This is a genomic window from Bacillus sp. SRL337, assembly GCF_984799155.1.
Map to the genome: position 1 here is coordinate 2,398,216 of NZ_OZ481793.1, position 18,737 is coordinate 2,416,952.

Here is an 18,737-nt window from a genome sequence, read left to right on the forward strand (position 1 = left end):
TTGATATAGTCGTTATGACAAACTAAATAGTTTTAGAAATTGGAAAAAATTTAATTTCTTCCGACCCATTATACCTTTTGTTAAGTAGAATTCGCTTTTTTTGAAAAAGGTTCTTTTCATAAACTGTGTTGTATTCAAGATGAATGTCAAAAACTATTCTGGTCACTCACGGATAAACCCCTGTAAGCAGGAAAGAAAAGAGCTGCTCTCCCTTTTTCGAGGGAAGATCCCTGGAATACAAGGGAAAATCGGGCTCTTGGGATTTTTTCGAAAGCAACTATTAATGCGAAAACAGCCTTGAAGAAATAAAAAAAGGACAAGCAGCTGCTGTCCCTTTGAATGGATTTCAAAAATTCATGTCTCTTTACCAATTCTTCCTTACTCCAGCCTTCTTGGTCTACAAAATGTTGCTGGAATTTCGAGAACAACCTCATACGTGGTATCTATCTCCAAGCATAGAAGGAGTTGCAATTCTACCTGCTGAGCCCCTATACTTTTTTCATTCACTTTGCATTTCACCTCTAGGAGAGAGCAATGGATATCTTCAGCAGTCAGTCCTTCCGGCATACAAACGGCCACTCTTTTATCCCAATAAACAGGCACTATCATGGCACACACTTCATCATTCAAGGTGTTTTCCAGCATGACTTCCACTCTTGATTGACCGCTGATATGGACTGCCCCGGGATTTCCGTTTTCATAATCAATGACCCGGCAGTCTAACCCTGATAAGAGGCTGCACCTCGCTTGAACCCTCCCGCAATTAGCTAAGGTACATTCTACAAAGGCTGAACAAACTGGTGTTAACATAATATCTTGACGTTCGTAATGCGGTGCAAAGACCCAGTCATACACTTTCCTGACTGAAATACACTCTGGGCGATAGCCTCCAGGAACCGGTGGATTTTGCTCGCCAAGCTGTACATCAAGCCTTAGGTTTTCATCCCTGGCCAGTTCAATCGTGATTTCCCTGACAGGATATCCTTCTGCAGTAAAGCGCAAGATGAAGGTTCCAGCTGGTAAACCGGTTAAGGAATAAAATCCATTAGGTTCACTTACTGTTGAACGAAGAGGTACCGAGGAGCCGATCCGAAAAATTTGTACAAGCACTTGTGATATCGGCTGTACGGTACGAGCATCTGTAATTACCCCGGACACACTTGCCGGATTTCCTTCTAATAGAAAGTTCTGGGTTAATTGTGCACCAGGCGCAACCGTTACAGCCCGTGTCTGAAGTTGATAGCCCCTTGCCCGGACAACCATCACCAGTACTCCTGCCGGAAGACTGTTGATGGTGTAACGCCCATCTCTATCGGTCAACGTCTGGGTGAGAAGCGACCCATTCGGACGGAAGATTTGGATCAAGGCATCTTGTATAGGCTGCAGGGTGTCAGCATCACGTACATATCCAGTAATGAGAGCGGGGGTGGAATCAAGAACTGTATTCAATTCCCGGATTTCTCCGTTCAATAAAACGACTTGCTCTGTGTTTATCACATAACCCTCTGCTGAAAAAATGATACTGTATGAACCTGCAGGAAGGCCAGGAAGGAAATAATTTCCTTGTTGATCTGTTAAAGCAGAAGCGACGATGATCCCGGTTCCCGATAGCACGGCAGCGACTGATGCACCCTCGATGGGGTCCCCAGTTCCGGCATCAGTTACCCTGCCCAGGATAACAGCCGGGTTCCGTTGTAAATTGGCATTCAAGGTCTGAATTTCTCCGCTGGTCAGTAGAATCCTGAATACCTCACGGGCATACCCTTCAGCAGAGAATACGACTCGATATTCACGGGGATCGAGGCTTTCAATGAAATATTCACCGTTCTGGTTTGTTAATACCGAACTAATGGGTATGTCTGTCCCCACTCTGAATATCTGGACCAATACGCCCGGTAGCGGCTGATTATTGAAACCGTCCCTTACCGTTCCTCTTAATGCAGCCGGTTGGGAGGAAAGGGCTACGTTTAAGATTGCCACTTCACCAGCGGTTAAGTTGATTACATTGATTTGATTTCCATATCCAGATGCGCTTACTATGACAGAGTACATTCCCTCCGCAAGACCCGAAAGTGAGTATTCTCCCTGTGAGTTTGTTAGTGTACTTGTAATGAAAACTCCATTTAAATCAAACAGCTGTACCAGAGCCCCTTGTATGGAGGTTCCTGTCTGCGCATTGGATACTCTCCCGGTAATGGAGGACGGATTCGGTACAAGGAAAGCATCGACCGTCTCTATTTCAGTTGCTGCCAAAATGACAGGTGTGATACTGTTGGCAAACCCCTCTGCACTGATGACTACGTTATAAGACCCCTCCTGCACCCCTTGGATGACATAGGTTCCATTATCAGAGGTTATGATGGAAGCCACCACAATATTTGTACCAGGTATGATGACTGATACCTTGGCACCCGGAATGGGCGCATTGGTCACACTATTACGGACCGTTCCTTGAATAGTGGCAGGAAATGGGATCAGTTGAATATTCAACAGTTCGCTTTCCCCGGGGCTTAAGAAGACATTATTGACGTTCGTTGCATAATTCGATCGTTCCGCTCTAACATCAAAAGTACCTGCTGTAAGCCCATCAATAAGATAGTTTCCATTTTGGTCAGTCAAAACGCGACGGACAAGCACCGTGGTTCCCTGCAAGAACACCTCGATGATTACCCCTGTCAAAGGTGCACGTGTAACAGAATCTGTTACCGTCCCGCTCAAAGTGGCAGGGTTACCTCTCAAGCTGAAATTTTGGCTGGTCAACTCATTGGCATTTACTACCACTTGCGCAAATTCTGCTTGAAAACTCGGATTCACCGCAACGACAGAATAGGTTCCTGCTGTCAGTCCACCAAAGAAATAATATCCCTCTTCATTCGTTTGGGTTGAATTTACAATGACACCTTGTTCATCAATGACCCTTACCAAAGTTTGCGGAATCGGCTGAGAAGTTGCCGCATCGCTGACAATTCCCTGCAATCGTCCTGGATCAGGAGTTAAGAAAATCGTTACGGTTGTTGTTTGGCCGCTCGTGACCTCAGCGGAGATTGAATTGGAACCGAAGTCTCCCCTCCCTGATACGAGTACGTAAACTCTGGGAGATAAAGTCGTAGTACGAAAAAAGCCGTTTTCATCTGTCGCCGTAATATAAACAACAGGGCCTGTTCCCTGCAGTTCACGGACTGTAACGGTTGCATTGGGGATTGGAGCGTTGTTGAGGCTGTTGCGGACATAGCCCTCGATAACCCCAGGGTTCGGCGCTAATGCAAAGCTGATCAGGCTTTCTTGGTTTGCCGATATGATCGCCCCAGCAGTCTCCGGTCCAAAATCGGCAGCATTCGCCACCAGTGTGTACCCACCAGGGGAAACACCTGAGAAAGTGTACTCGCCGAATTGATTGGAAACAGTGGTTTGAACCAATTCATTCGCGAAATTATAGAGCTGAATAACCGAATTGGCAATGGGGTCACCATTTACACTATTCGTGACATATCCTCTAATTTGTCCTGGATTTGGGGTTAAAAGGAATTCTACCGACACTGCATCTCCAGGGGAACCAATCACTGTCGAAAGCTCTGTCCCGAATGATTCAGCATCCACTGCAACATTCAGCACCCCTGCAGGAAGGCCAGTGAAAAGGATGGACCCGTCACTATTGGTGATACCCGTTACAATCGGAAGGTTATTCGAATACCTGACCGTAACGGCAGCGCCTTCAATCGGTGTCAGCGTTACTTCATTCAATACGCTTACAGAAAGTGTAACAGGATTAGGAAGGAGCACATTCGTGACATTCGTTGTTTGGTTGGAATTGACAAAGACTGACACAGTTGAGCTTGAATAATTAGAGGCAGAAGTTGAGATAAAATAATTTCCCGGGGCAAGGTTCATCACAGTGTAGGTGCCATCTGAATCAGCGATCAGACTGGTAACCAGAATATTATTTTCAGTATAAACACCAATTGACACACTGATCCCCGTCACCGGGTCCCCGTTTGAATCGACCACAGCACCGCTGATGCTCCCAGGATTAGGTGCCAGGGAAATGTCTCCTGTTGCAGCTTGATTGCTTATGATAATGGCGCCGATTTGTTCGGTTGTAAAATCGATCTTGCTGGCGGTTGCGATATAGGAACCCGGGGCAAGGTTGGAGATCGTATAATTCCCAAATGAGCTGGTGGTAGTCGTTGCCACTGGAAGCTGGGATACAGCATCTTGTATAACAACCGTTGCTCCTTCAATTGGCACCTGATTAGTTCGATTAGTGATCTGCCCGTTCAGGGTGCCAGGATTTGCAATCAACGTCACATTCACACCTGTCAAATCCTCTCCGACTCCGACCGTTATACCGGTGATTCCCTGACCGTATCCATTGGAATTCACCACGACATTATACAGCCCGCTCGTTAAGTTCCCGACAATATACACACCTTCGGCATCCGTTAAAGCTGTGCCTGCTGTTACGCCATTGACATCAAGGATTTCAATGACCGCATTGACAATGGGCATCCCGAAGGAATCCCGTACAGTACCGGAAACCGTAGAAGGATTCGGCGACATTGTCAAGGTAACAGAAGACGTTTGATTTGCCACTACGGTTGCTCCGGCTTGGTCCGAGGCAAAATTTGGTGCAGAAGCTGTTACGATATAGGAACCTGGTGAAAGGTTGGTAAAGCTGAAGCTTCCATCACTGTTTGCAGCGACAGAATTAATCAGAATGTTTTCACGGTTGCGAAGCTGGACAATGGTATTGCTGACTACCGGGGTGACGGTGCCGGTTATCGTTCCAGAATCAGGAGTGAGGGAAATTTCAACAGGAGTAGTCTGGGCAGATTGAACGATTGCCCCGACAAGGCCGTTTTGGAAATTATCTGCAAATGCATTCACTGTATAGTTATCCGGTGCCAGCCCTTCAATCAAAAACACACCATCTTGATCTGTCAAAACGGTAGAAATCAGGATACCGTTGCTATTTACGGCATTCACGATGGCTCCTGCCAGCGGCGCTCCCCCGACACTCGAGGTTATTCTCCCCTCGATAGCACCCGGATTAGGGATCAGTGCCACATTTCCGCTTGCTGTCTGATTGGATTGCACTTGTACGGATGCAATATTCGTTTGAAAGGTTGGAGCTGAAACTTGGATGACATATATTCCTGGTGCCAAGCCATCAACAGCATAACCTCCACTTGTATCTGTCAATAGGACTGCCACTATGGCTCCACTTGTATCCACAACACTTACCTGCACGTTGGCACCTGTTATGGGGCTTCCTGTTTGGGCGTTCGTCACGGTTCCAGCAATCGCACCAGGATCAGCAGCTAGATTGAAGTTGACGGGTGTGGTGCTATTAGGCAGAATAGCGGCTCCTTGTATGGCTGTTTGAAAGGTAAAGGCTGACACGACAACTGTGTAGGATCCGGGGGCAAGCCCTTGAATCAAATAGGAACCGTCGCCTGCAGTCACAGCAGAAGCTACAATGATGCCTGTTCCAGTAGTAAGCTGAACAGAAACATTTGCGCCGGCGATCGGGTTATTTAGTTCATCTCTTACAACACCAGTCAACAACCCGGGGTCTTCAATTAATGTGACATCAAGAGTAGTCGTTTGGCCATTAACAATCGTTGCGGCTATAGTTGTTGATTGATAATCGGGTGCTGCAAAAACGATGGTATAGCTTCCTGGTGCGAGACCGGCCACTAAATAATTGCCGTTGGAATCGGTACTGGCTGATGCCACCTGTATATTATTCTGGAAGATCGTGACGGACGTGCCTGGAATACCGGTTCCCCCAGAGTCTTGTAGCGTACCGGCCAAGGTGCCAGCCAATCTTGAAAGCAGGGCATCCACTGTTGCCGTGCTATTCGAAATAACGGTCGCTCCTACGGCAGAACTTGAGTAGCCGTCTGCAGAAAAGACTACAGAATAGGAACCTGGAACCAAGTTACCTGCAACATACTGACCACTTCCATCTGTCGTTACCGTAGCCACCACGACATTTTGAGGGTTTACTACCTGGACAGCAGCATTCGCGATCCCTGCAAGAGTTACACTATCCTGGACCGTACCTTGGATTGTTCCTGGATTTGGTTCAAGGAACAGGTTGGTGACGGTTGTATTGCCGGCGGTGACAGTTGAAGACACAATCGAAGTACCGTAATTTGCGGCTGACGATCTGACCTGATAGGTGCCGGGAGCTAAATCTGAAAACGTGTATTGACCTGCCCCATCAGTGATAGCAGTGGCGATGACAATACCGGAAGCGGACAGCAATTCAACAGCAGCTCCAGGAATGACATTGGAAGTATTCCCATCCCTTACGGTACCCGAAATACTGCCTGGATTTGGCACAAGGATGAAATTGAGAATGGCAGACTGATTGGGTTGAGTGATGACGGTTTTAATCTGGGACTGATAACCTGCAGCTATAACAGAAACATTATAGGAACCGGGCGGTACGTTTGAAAAGGTGTAATTTCCCGCTCCATCAGTAGACGTAATTGCTGTTACGGCCCCTGAGTTATTGGTAAGCGTCACCTCAGCACCGCTGATCCCTCCTCCATTTGACACATTCCCTGAAATTGAACTCGGTTGAGGTGTCAAGGAGATAGGAACCGACAGAGAGGAACCGCTGACAACGGTTATGGGTGTTGTACCCGGCAAATAATTCACTCTTATTGCCTCAATGGAATAGTTTCCCGGCACCACATTTGTAAAGGTGTAAAACCCATTCGCATTGGTTTGCGTAGTGGCTATCGTAGTCATCCCTTGCAGTAACGAAACCGTTGCATTGGGCAGTGAAAGCCCTGTAGAAGCATCAGAAACTGTTCCATTCACAGTTGATGCTGCTTGAACCGTCACATTCAAAACCGAGGTGTTGGATTGAATCGCGCTGCCTGTAAAGCTATCCACTCCCGAGGCTTGAACTCGGTCCAAAAGCCTTGTCCCGCTAGAGGTATAAGCTCCGCTAAGCGTGAATGACAATGTCGCTGTGCTGCCCGCTGCCAAGTTCCCGACATTCCAAGTCAATTTCTTCTCTGAAGGGTTATAAGCTGTCAGTCCCTGTGACGTGGAATTGATGGCAAATGAATTCACAATATCTGGGCCGATGATATCTTCCACAAATATGGTGGTCGCTTGAGAACGGCCCGTGTTACTCACTGTTATAGTCCCCGTCCAGGCTGCCTGTTGACCCAGCACGATAACGGCTGGACCCGAATTCAACACTTTATTGGTCACGATCCTTGCTCTGATATCTGCCTGGTTAGGTGTTACTGGATCACTCAAGGCATTCGTGAAAGAAAACCCTTCTGCTGATCGAAGTGAATCCTTGTTATAGTTATTAGCGTTGGCTGAAGTAAAGAATATGGCACGTATGAGAGTGCTGGCATTAATGCCCAGAAATGAAAAAACAATGTCAGCCGGCAGAAACCAATCCAGGAAATAATCCGGCGTTCCTCCAAAGCTTGAATCAGCAACAGAAACCCTTGCAAAATCAAAGTTTGTGATCTGTTGTGCATAATTAGGGTTCCCTCCCCCTGTCCCCTCTGCTGGATCATTCCATGAATTGACCAGCTTCACGGTATTCCGAATTAAACTAACACGATTGTTTAGACCATCTACATTAAATACCCAGTCATATGTGCCTGCCACACCAGACGTATTGATCAGCACACCCCAAGCAAAATTCCTGAAACTAGTTACCTGCGGATTCCTTGGATCACCATTAAGCCTCAGGCGAAAGTAGACATTGACCCCATCGTAGGCAAAGAACGCGGCAGGAAACGAGGCATCGCCTACGATATCCGTCGAAACGGGACTTTCATCCCCAGTCAAATCGAACAATGGACTCCCATTGACCCTAATAGGAGTGAACTGTGTGTTACTAGGAAATGGCACAAAAAAACCTCCTTCTATAAAGATGTAGTCTTATCATCCTATTAGTTAAAAGAAGATCTTGTCTCTTATAAATGACTAAATTTAATAGTCTAATTCATGTACCACCCTTCAGAAATGGAAGCAGCGGAAAAAGGACAAAACCTGCCAAGGCAGCCACTGTCCTTTTTTGAATGATTCAGCTTCATTTGTCAGCAAGGATCATCCATCTTTCCCTTCTTTCCACTCTGCCAAATAATCATTGAGCACCTTCTTCAGTTCCTGTCCGATCTGCGAGTACGCCTTATCTTCCAAGTTCGCAAGCGACACACGGATTGACCACTCCGGCGCTAAAAATCCTTCCCCGCTCATCAACACAATTGATGACCTTTCTGCCAGGCGGTACAAAATATCCACCGGTTTGTAATGGGTTTTCAAGTAATCCAAGAACCCTTCTTCAAAATGAAGCTTGCACCAGATCTCCAAATCGATCTCAGTATAATAGTCTGCATCAAACGGTAAATGCTTCTTCGGGAGCCCCAGACCCTCGTATAATAAAACCATTCTCCGCGTCAAAATGTCATTGGTTTTCTTTTTATACGTATTCTCCTTATCAAGCATTGCGAAAATGGAAAAGATCGCCATCTGAATTTGCTGCGGCGTCGATAATCCTGCCGTGTGGTTCAACGCAACATCCCGGCTGTCTGCGACAATCCGGTCGATGAACGTCAACTCTTCCGGATTTTGCGTCAGCGACGAATAACGGATGTTCAATTCATGTCTCTTCTCTTCCGGCAGTTCTTGGATCAGCTTATCAAACACGTTCGTTTCATTGATCGCAATCGTACCCAAGCGCCAGCCTGTCACCCCAAAGTATTTCGAAAAGGAGTACACACCTATCGTATTAAACGGCAGATCCACCATGAGTGAGCGGAAGCCTTCCACAAACGTCCCATACACATCATCGGAAATGATCATCAGGTTCGGATTATAATGCTTTACAACATCAATGATCTTTTCAACCGATTCCTGGTTTAGGGCAACAGAAGGGGGATTGCTCGGGTTCACCACAAAAAGGGCCTTGATGTCCTGATCCTGTAACTTGTCTAACTCCTCAGCCGGGTACTGCCACGTATGGTTGCCTTCCTCATCAAGGTCCGCAGCCCTGATTTTCACCAACTCGTATGCATGATTCGGGAGTTCGGGAATTTCTATGTAGGGCGGAAAGATCGGGACCATCAGGGCTATTTTCGACCCTCTTGGCAGCAGGTGGTTTTTATAAAAGGTCTCAAAAATATAGCACATCGCAGCCGTTGCCCCTTCAACCGCAAACAAATCAAACGTTCCGCAATCCGTTTCTCCTCCGCACATCTCCTTCACTAAGAAATCATGGACAACCTGCTCTGTCCTGACGAGCATGCGATCAGGGTTCGGGTAGTTATCTCCAATGATCCCGTCCACCAATTCATATAGCCACGCATCAGCCTCAAACTGTTTGGTGTGGATACCATAATCGATAATATCTTTTAGCAGTTGTATACCAGGGGTTTGATTATGGTTCTTCACATATTGGTAAAACCGTTCCGCCATTCCGGTACGGCTCGGCATTCCAGCTAAATCTCCTTCATCCCACACCCGTCTTGATTCTGTAATGGCAAACTGGCCAAGGGCAAAAAACGCTTCCCGGGGAGAGGCGGCAATCCAATTGGGATTCCCCCGGCCGGCATCCAGCATCGAACGCGTCATCCTCTTTTTCCCTGTTGCGAGATCGATGAGTTCATCTTTTAATTCAAACGGGCTGATTTTTTCCAGTTTTCGGCTTTCTTGTTGCGGGTCCTTCATGGTAATCTCCTCCTGAGCATACGGCAATTATATAAGAAGAGTATTCCTCATTGGGTAGAGGAATATGAAAAGAAGGTTCCGCTTAGGGGGGATTCTGTAAATCCTCCCCAATCCAGCAACTGAAACAGCGATGGAATGACCAGGTAACAGTAAAAAAAACAGATCTCCTGACTCTGGGTTTTAAATCTCTATTAGCTTCTTATCCTGTTAACCCCCAGGACAGGGCTGATATTTATCATTTTCACATGGATGAATACTGAATTAAATTGACAGTGCCGGCTTGACGATTGAATAAGCACCACATTTCAAAAAGGATAACTCTTTTTTCATGGAATGGTGATGGAATAAACGTGGATGCAATCACGGAAAGCCCTTTTTCATGGTGTACAGGTGGTTTTAAACAATTATATGTCCTTCTAAATAGGATACTGCTTCTCCGGAAATTTGGACGGTTTCACCTAAATCAGTGCAATACAACTTTCCGCCCCTTTCGGATAATTGCAATGCGACAAATTCATTTTTCTTCAACCGATTTCTCCAATACGGAATTAATGTACAATGAGCAGAGCCCGTAACAGGGTCTTCATCTATTCCGGCATTTGGGGCAAAAAATCTGGAAACAAAATCTACTTCTTCTCCTTCAGCTGTCACTATTACGCCAAACCTATCAAGTTTTTTCAGTTCGTCCATATTCAATTCAAGATCTAAAATATCTTGTACTGTCTCAAATACAGCCAAATAGTCTCTCGACCGATAGACCTCTTTAGGCACTTTGCCTAATCCTTTCATCAGCTGCTCTGGAATATCGCATTTTTCTCCTTTTCTAGAAGGAAGACGCAGGGAGAATAAGCCGCCGTCCCTCGAAACTTCTAAAGGTCCGCTCTTGGTAGTAAATTTTACATTCTCTAAGTGTTCATCTAAATAGGTACATATGACATAAGCAGACGCTAATGTTGCGTGGCCGCATAAATCTACTTCCCCTTTTGGAGTGAACCATCTTAAATCATATTCAGCACCTTTTTTCACAAAAAAGGCTGTTTCTGATAAATTATTTTCTATAGCAATCCGTTGCATTAGTTCCTCTTCCAACCAGTCGTTTAATGGACATACAGCTGCTGGATTCCCTTTGAATCGTTCATTTGTAAAAGCATCAATCTGATAAAGTGGCAGCCTCATTTTCTCACTCTCCTTACGTGTTCATACAACAATTTTATATCGTTTTCGACTATTCCGTCATCTAGTAACGCCCCAACACACACCTAAATTTATCCTTCATTGCCCAAACTGTCATTGATTGGAATAGTGGCCTGTTTAATCAGCAACGCTGAGGGAGGATTCAAAAGACACGCGATACCAACGATAATTCATAGTATTTGTGAAACCTATTTTTTCTGCAACAGAAACGGAAGCTTTGTTACTCTCCATACAATCCCAGTATGGGGTAATGTCCTGATCAAGACAGTCTTTTACAAAAGCACGGGACGCTGTTTGTGCGAGTTTCTTCCCTTGATGATGGGTTACCGTTTCAATATCGATGCCATGAATATTTCCAGCCACTACACCTGAAAAACAAACGCACGCAATGTCATTTTCATAGACAACCATATAGCCCATTCCCTCGGTTAAAAAAGCATCTAATGATGGCCAAAACTCTAATACTTTCGACTGAAGAAACTCAACGTTATTATATGGAACATCCAGGGTTTCACAGGAGATTTGGACCACTTCATATCCTTTCTCTACAACAGGTTCAGGTTGTTTCCGGTAATGATCCTTCTGTAATTCATACACTCTCTGATGGTAACCAATCACATTTTCACCAAAGACTTCTAGGAACGTCTTATCCCACCTTGGATGATGACCGAGGGCTTCAAAGGCTGTATAGCCAGCTTCTCTGAAATCTGGTTGGACTTTTTTTGTGAAAAAATCGGGTAAAACAGCATTGAATTCCGCGTTCTGTTCATCACCGATAAAAATAAAACCGTTATTGCTTCCCAGCCAGATAATTCCAGATGCAGGAGATGCCGTATCATCTACAAAAATGCGGCCAGGATGATTCCCTTCAATGACCGCTTTTGTTTCTAAGAGTCCTTTTTCCGTTATGAGTTCTTTGCATCTATGAAATTCAGACCTTTTAAGTTCCGAAATCATTCATTATCATCCTCTCTCCTACGCTAGTAGATGGCGGCTGCACACCCGCACTTACCTAAGACGCGTTCGTACACCCGCACCGCTCCAAAGCCCAATAGGCGTGGGCTGCAACCAGATCCCGGCTGTCATTCTTCAGCACACTCACCTGCTGTCCAGTCCGATCGATATGTGCCCAAAGGGTGTGGGGAACATGCCTTTCACAGACAAGGATGATATCGGCCTGGGTCATCTTCCCGCTCAACAATCCATCGTTTTCCTCATAGGGGTTATGTAATGTAACCGAACAGCCATGGTTCTCCAGCCTGATCTTATATTCACTGAGGAATCTGGAACCGATCAGCAGCACATGATAGTGCCCAAAGGCGGCAAACGTTCGTTTAGTTTTTCTATGTTTGATAGAGACTACAGTGTTCTTCTTATCCTTATCCTGGAGTTCCAAGGTGAATAGCTCTGTCAGGACAGCCTGTCCGTCCAGAAGCACGGCTCTTGCCGGGCTTTCATTTCTGGCCAGCATGTCGTGGGAAAGGGGGTATTTCAATGTGAATTCAGTATTGGCAAGGTCCACAAAGATCCATTTCCCATTTTTCTCTTCCACATACCCCAGTCTTTCTTCTTCAGCGGAAGAGTAGGATTCCCCTCTTTCCGTCAGCTTCCGGCTCCGATACTTTAACAGTCCGGCACGCCGCATCAATATGTGAAATACGTTGTGTTTCCCTCTGTAAAAGTAGCGGAGATTGTCCAAGTTGATGAACGTTTCCAATAGATTGAGCAATTCCGGTATCCGATCCGGAGGCAGGTTCATCTTCAAGGACTTCAAGAGATAACGAAGATCTTTCAGGGTATTTTCCTCGAGCTGCTTATACTGATCCAGCTCTTTCGAAGGCTTGGCAATATCTTCTTTCATCCCGCCATATTCTTCTTCTTTCAGCAAATCATCATTTTCGAGTTTGTGCCGGTATGCCTGATTGCTGGCTCTCAATAGCTTGACCTGGTTGGCAAGCTCTATCATTTTATTTCCATGTTTTTTCTTCCTGGCTTTCTCAGACTGCAGCTGATCAGCAGCCTGTTCTGCCTGCTGCCTTTTTTCCATTTCCTCATTCAGCTGCGCTTTAATGGCCTTCTGTTTTTCTAACAAATCATCTTCCACCACTTGAGGCTTTCGCTGGAGGTTCCAATTCTCTCGTTTAAGGCTCGATTCCCTGTCCCGGATGGCGGCAAGTTCCGATTGCAGTTCCTTCGTCCGTTTTTTCTGCTCCTCCTGCTTTCTCTGCAGTTTCTTCAATTGAGATTGAAGCTTCTTCCTGAGCCGCCTCTCTGGATTTTCTTCTCGCTTCTTACCAGCAGCAACTCGAGCCTCCGGTTTCGCTTTATCGCTATCCTTGAACTGATTCAAAAGCTTCGCCGTCCGCTTCGTTCTTTCCAGTTTTGTTCGCTCGATTCTTTCCAGCAGGCTTTTCTGCTGTGACTGGAAGTCCATCTTCATCACTCCTTCACACATACCAACGTCCGACCCAGCTATAGTAAAATAATGCCATATAGACAGTCATGAGGGTTCAACAAACAAAACAGGCAATAACCCGAGAACAAGACATCCCCCTCTGTTATTGCCTGCTGCCTGTTTTATATGTATATGAGCTTAAAAGCCCTCATCGATGCTGATCAATTAGAATGGGATTCCCATCAGGATCTTCCAAAGTAATAAAAGCGGGCCCTTCTGATGTTTCATCCGCTTCCTGGATGAGAGGGACTCCCTCTTCCTTTAACTTCTTTTGCAGATCCCGGACATCAGTAAAGCGTTCAATATTCTCTGCATTGTTATTCCACCCTGGATTGAAAGTCAGCATGTTTTTCTCAAACATACCTTGAAACAGGCCGATCACGGTTTCTTCATTTTTCATGATCAGCCACTTTTGCTCAATGTTCCCGCCAAACGTCTCAAAGCCAAGAGTCTCATAAAATTCCTTTGAACGATGGATGTCTTTTACACTTAAACTGACAGAAAACGCTCCCAGTTTCATTCAATCTCCTCCTCAAAATGGTTTCTCCTATAACTTCTATTCAGTTTGGGATATACCTTCTGTTATCTGAATCTTTTTAAGGGAGATTTGCCCCTCTTGAGGAAAAGCCGAGAAAAAACGATATCTTCCTTGTTAGCGTCACAGCTGCCATCCCATTCCTAGTGACAGCAATCCTGCTGCCTCTAGCAGTCCGTCATCACCAATGGCTACTTGTCCATGGCACGGTTGGCTGGGTTCGTACTAAACAGGGCCATCCATCATGATTACTTCACCCGTATGGCCACATCCCCATTCCACCCTCATTACCAGCAGGAGGTTCTTGGAAAAGGAGTGTAGGTGCATTTGTTTTCCCGACATGATTGACCTAACGAAAACGCAGTAGCGTAGGAATTAAATGAATGGAGAATACCAAAAAACCTTGGGATTGAATCCGCAAGATTCCTTTGGCTTTCATGTGTGATGTCAATGTGCCTTCTGCTGCAGGAATGGCTTGCTTTTTTGTTCTTTACATTCCTGGATACACTGTCAGTCCCTGGGCGTTATGCTGCCAGAGAATCTCTTTTATTTTAGGGATTTTGTCATCCTTTGTTGTGTAGATCATCACGAATACCTCTGTCTTGCTTGTGCTGCTTTTTTTGTACTTTGCTTTGATATAAAACCATTTTATAAAAAAACCACTGACTGCCCCAATAACAAGCCCTATAAGAGCCCAAAGGATTGGACCCCATTCTAAAAGAAAACCATAGATAGAACCAAGAAGCATACAAATACACCCTAATACGCCAGCCAGGTCCACCAGACTGGTTCCGTCAGCATAATGGATGCTATCAAATAGACGTGGTGGCTCGGTTAATTTGTCTAAAGGAAGCGCGAGGATATTATTTTGAGGGATTTCATTCTCCATTAGTTCCGTGAGGGCCATTTCCAGTGCCGGTGAATAATCAAAGCTTGCAATAATATACAATGTCATTCCTCCTTTATCGGCATAGGAAATTCTTTTTTTTGAAACTCCTTTATCAGAAATCTCGAGAGTGTAAGGTCAAAAGACTTGTTATTGTAAATACACAATATGTACGTGTGGTATAAAACAAATACATAAACAGATGGCATATATAAAAGCCATTGAGGATCCAATACCGTTTTCGCTTTGGAAAAATCTAATATAAACGTATAGTGGATACTTTCGAACAGACTGGACTTGTAACTGAGTAAGCCTATCCAAAACAAGCTGAAAATCAGGTTCGGCATGTTCTTGAAATACATGGCTGAAATGCCGCTGGAAAGCGCTGACCAGATAACAGCATTAGCAGGAGAAGCTTTATCCAAGGTAGCTATACCCGATGGCGCAAGATTGAAAATATTCAAATCCTGAGTGTTCTCCCTAAAAGCTAATATGTAGGATTTATTGTACTCAACGGCCCGCCGGTAACTGTCATAAATGGCAAAGATATAAATAGCCATGTAGGCCAGGAACCACTTCTTATCGAGAACTTCCTTGGCCTGCTCAAAGTCTCCGATCATTGAAAAATAAATACTGCTGTTTATACCGCCAAGAGTATTCACGATCACTTCAAACATCATTAAAATAAAACCAAGTACAAAATCCCCCAATAATATATACCCAAAGCCGGGAAACGCAGCAGACCACCATAAAACCACCCAGGGATTTGTTAATTTCAAGTAATTGGTACTCCACGATCTCAAAATATATAATTTTCTTCTATTTGGAAGTCCCAATGATTATCATCCTTCTTTTATATAGGCTGTTTCCGCCTATATTGTTGCTTTCGGAAAAATCCCAAAAGCCGGATTTCCCCCCTGCATACTACATTTTTCGCTCTGAACGAAGAGAGAAGCTCTTTTCTCTCTTGTTAAACAGAAGTTTTTCCGCTCATTCCTCCACTATCTTCCGGAATGATTATCGATAGCAACAACGTTTACGAAAAGACCTTTATATATTCCAAGAAAATGAATGTTACTACTAAAATGCACCTTCCCATGACAAGCTATACATTTCACTTTACGCCTTTCAGAAGGACAAAAAAGGAGCTGAAGACACTTGGTGTGTCTACAGCTCCTCAGCTTGTTGACAATGTCCGATGTATGGACCACGTGTACAAGCTTTCTTTTTATGAATAAGTTAAATATTGTCCACCTAAAGATTTGGGTGATTGGGCTGAATAAGTTGATTTCCGCTCCAAGCACACGCCTTCCGCTCCAATCCTCCTACGTAAAATGGGGAGGCGGATAATAAGCAGTCAATAGCAACAATCTTTTAGAAACGCTGTTTTCGCATTAATTGTTGCTTTCGGAAAAATCCCAAGAGCCGGATTTCACTCCTATATTTTAGGGATTATCCCTCGAAAAAGGGAAGTAGCGCTTTTCTTTCCTGCTTACAGGGGTTTATAGGGTAAATGGACGAAATAGTATTTGACATTCATATTAAATAGCACTAAGTTCACGAAAAGAGCTTTAGATTACAGCCTATCAATGAAACCAGGGTACTATAAAGACCGAAATTCTGTTTTTAGCATCCTTGAAGATGACACATCAACCAGGAAAGGAAACCTGCCAATCCCCTATCATTTCCCATGCAGAAAATCGCAATCCGACTGCTGGATTGCGCTATCTCTCCTTCTAGCAGGAATGCCCCCCGTAAACACTGGGTAACCTCGCTAGACTGTCATTTTCCAACTGGATGCTGCCAGCCAGTTTTCTTTCTCTTTATAGTTCGGCACGATTTTTCCTACGAGGCGCCAGAAAGACCGATCATGATTGAGATGGACCATGTGGCACATTTCATGAACCACCACATACTCGATGACATCCCGTGGAGCCATCGCAAGCTTCCAATTGAAGGTCAGCTGCCTTCTTGCATCACAGGTTCCCCAGGTTGTTTTGCTGTCAGAAATTCGGATGGATTGCGGTTTTGTTTTAAAGTGCTGTTGGTGAATAGAGATACTCTTCTCTACCAATGCTTTACACTGTCCATAATAAAACCGTTTCAAAGCCTGTTTGATCCGTTCTTCCTCTAGCTTTTTGACATTGATATGCAATACCTGTTCATCAAACTCTATATGATCCTTTTCAATCGTTGAATCCAGGTGGACTTCTATCGGGTAAACCTTTCCTAAATACAGAAATTGTTCACCTTGTACATAGTCCTTTTCCTGCGGCCCATTCAGGCGGTCCTTTCTTTCTTTCAAGTTCTCCAGAATCACGTCCCACTTACTCTCAATGAGTCGAATGATAGACTCGTCAGGCGTGTCTTTGGGGGCATGAACCTCCACATGTCCATAACTATCAAGATAAATGCCGATGGATTTCCGGTTTTTATATTTAATATCAAAATGTATCGTTTCACCTGAAAACGTATGATTCATGATCTATCCCCTGTATCTGATCGTTAATCCTTTTAAGAAATTCCTGGCATATCGGTCACCGCACACTTGGTAATTCTTATGGCCTTCTCTTCGTAATATCGCACCGATTTCCCCTTTCGTGACCGTCACACCTGCCTCCTGCAGGATCTCGATCAGATCTTCACTAGTCAATGACAGCGCAATTTTCACTTTCTTGAGCAGAAGATTATTCACGTGTTCATAGGTTAACGGGGGACGTTCCGGCTGCCCGGGCTTAGGTTCCTGCTTTCCTCGTTTATAGGTAATGAAACCATTCAAGAAAGACTCGAACATTTCATCATCACATGGGATATGATTTTCCGACTGATCTATATCGTCCTCTGATTTTGTCAGTACCTTCATCACTTCTTCTTTAGACAAATCCATGCCGCCAAGCTTGAAGATATCGACCATCTCTGTATTTTTAATATCCAGTGCATATCGTAAGCGAATCAATATATCGTTATTATCTATATTCATTGGTAGACCCCCTGTTAGTTTGCACGCGTCCTGCTAAGAATCATTTTAAGGACACTGAATCACTAGCTTACCACTTTACGGACCTTGTTACATAGTGTGAATGATTATCATGAGGAAATTCTTTTGCAGGTACATGACCCTGAAACTTTCCATATGAAATAGGACGGAGCGACAGGTTCCTTGTCCCGGCAAGAGGTAACGGACTGCAAACTTTTTCTGTGATTCTCCTCTTTACCGTTAACCTCAGGTAATACTGTTTGAAATACATGACAAAATGTAGATTATAATTGACATCTTAAACTATTCAGAATAGTATGCAAACAGGAGGAGGTGCATGGTTGAAAAACAGAAAATTAAAGATCGCCCGGGTTGAAGCAGATGTATCTCAGGAAAAATTAGCCACAATCGTCGGGGTCACCCGGCAGACCATTAATCTAATTGAAGCCGGAAAATATAACCCCAGTTTGAAATTATGTACAGCAATATGTAAAGCGTTAAATAAAACGCTGGATGATTTATTTTGGGAGGAATGAAAAATGAGTGCTGAAAAAATGGTTCAGGAAACAAAAGGAATCATTCGTGTGTCGTTCCTGGCGGGTCTGGTCCTCTTGATCACCTGGTTCATGTTTGAAATGACGGAACTCTCTTTTGCCAACAACAAGGGCATGTTAGCCTTATCGCTGATCCCTTTCAGTGATGCTGCCGCTTCCTTTCTTAAACAAACAAGATGAAAAAGAACCCCAAAATGATTGTAGCGGAAACAGATGAAAGACTGGTAGCAGAGAACAATGAAGCTGATGCCAAAACATTGAAGGTCCTTCAAGGCGTTTTGTTCTTATCGTATTTGGGGTACTCCTTTATGATTCCAGAGGACATTTTCAAATCGGTTGGATGGTGGATAACATTAGCCAGTTTACTTTTTTCTCTTTTCACTCCGTTGGTATTCCGCCATTTGACAAAAGAAACAAGATGA

At 44.5% G+C, this 18,737-nt stretch carries 13 protein-coding genes; 3 read left to right on the plus strand and 10 right to left on the minus strand.

The features are described 5' to 3' along the window. Positions 1-378: 378 nt before the first annotated feature. From AC4E8A_RS12115 to AC4E8A_RS12160, 10 genes are all read right to left on the minus strand, one after another. On the minus strand, positions 379-7,896 hold the full coding sequence (locus AC4E8A_RS12115) for a carboxypeptidase regulatory-like domain-containing protein (protein WP_490193411.1): 7,518 nt from the start codon (positions 7,894-7,896) through the stop codon (positions 379-381). Between the two features lie 198 nt (positions 7,897-8,094). Continuing rightward, positions 8,095-9,714 (minus strand): aspartate 4-decarboxylase, encoded by a 1,620-nt coding sequence (gene aspD, locus AC4E8A_RS12120; RefSeq protein ID WP_490193412.1) that lies wholly within the window; start codon positions 9,712-9,714, stop codon positions 8,095-8,097. A gap of 396 nt (positions 9,715-10,110) precedes the next feature. Further along, positions 10,111-10,890 (minus strand): PhzF family phenazine biosynthesis protein, encoded by a 780-nt coding sequence (locus tag AC4E8A_RS12125; RefSeq protein ID WP_490193413.1) that lies wholly within the window; start codon positions 10,888-10,890, stop codon positions 10,111-10,113. A gap of 135 nt (positions 10,891-11,025) precedes the next feature. Further along, complete coding sequence (locus AC4E8A_RS12130) at positions 11,026-11,865, minus strand: GNAT family N-acetyltransferase (protein ID WP_490193414.1); 840 nt, start codon at positions 11,863-11,865, stop codon at positions 11,026-11,028. Positions 11,866-11,920: 55 nt separating this feature from the next. Continuing rightward, entirely contained in the window at positions 11,921-13,342 is a 1,422-nt protein-coding gene (locus AC4E8A_RS12135) for a hypothetical protein (RefSeq protein WP_490193415.1), read from the minus strand. A gap of 169 nt (positions 13,343-13,511) precedes the next feature. Continuing rightward, positions 13,512-13,883 (minus strand): VOC family protein, encoded by a 372-nt coding sequence (locus AC4E8A_RS12140; protein WP_490193416.1) that lies wholly within the window; start codon positions 13,881-13,883, stop codon positions 13,512-13,514. A gap of 505 nt (positions 13,884-14,388) precedes the next feature. After that, the gene (locus tag AC4E8A_RS12145) at positions 14,389-14,847 is read right to left on the minus strand and encodes a hypothetical protein (protein WP_490193417.1); all 459 of its coding nucleotides are present in this window, start codon (positions 14,845-14,847) and stop codon (positions 14,389-14,391) included. Positions 14,848-14,849: 2 nt separating this feature from the next. After that, on the minus strand, positions 14,850-15,563 hold the full coding sequence (locus tag AC4E8A_RS12150; RefSeq protein ID WP_490193418.1) for a hypothetical protein: 714 nt from the start codon (positions 15,561-15,563) through the stop codon (positions 14,850-14,852). A 995-nt stretch (positions 15,564-16,558) separates the two neighbouring features. Next, the gene (locus tag AC4E8A_RS12155; protein WP_490193419.1) at positions 16,559-17,266 is read right to left on the minus strand and encodes a M48 family metallopeptidase; all 708 of its coding nucleotides are present in this window, start codon (positions 17,264-17,266) and stop codon (positions 16,559-16,561) included. 3 nt (positions 17,267-17,269) lie between these two features. Then, the gene (locus AC4E8A_RS12160) at positions 17,270-17,764 is read right to left on the minus strand and encodes a YehS family protein (RefSeq protein ID WP_490193420.1); all 495 of its coding nucleotides are present in this window, start codon (positions 17,762-17,764) and stop codon (positions 17,270-17,272) included. Positions 17,765-18,102: 338 nt separating this feature from the next. On the opposite strand from AC4E8A_RS12160, the gene AC4E8A_RS12165 reads away from it, so the two are divergent. The 3 genes from AC4E8A_RS12165 to AC4E8A_RS12175 are packed head-to-tail and all read left to right on the plus strand — an operon-like array spanning position 18,103 to position 18,737. After that, positions 18,103-18,297 (plus strand): helix-turn-helix transcriptional regulator, encoded by a 195-nt coding sequence (locus tag AC4E8A_RS12165; protein ID WP_490193421.1) that lies wholly within the window; start codon positions 18,103-18,105, stop codon positions 18,295-18,297. Between the two features lie 3 nt (positions 18,298-18,300). Further along, complete coding sequence (locus AC4E8A_RS12170; protein ID WP_490193422.1) at positions 18,301-18,495, plus strand: hypothetical protein; 195 nt, start codon at positions 18,301-18,303, stop codon at positions 18,493-18,495. 14 nt (positions 18,496-18,509) lie between these two features. Next, positions 18,510-18,737 carry a hypothetical protein gene (locus AC4E8A_RS12175; protein WP_490193423.1) on the plus strand — a complete coding sequence of 76 codons (228 nt, stop codon included), beginning with the start codon at positions 18,510-18,512 and terminating at the stop codon, positions 18,735-18,737.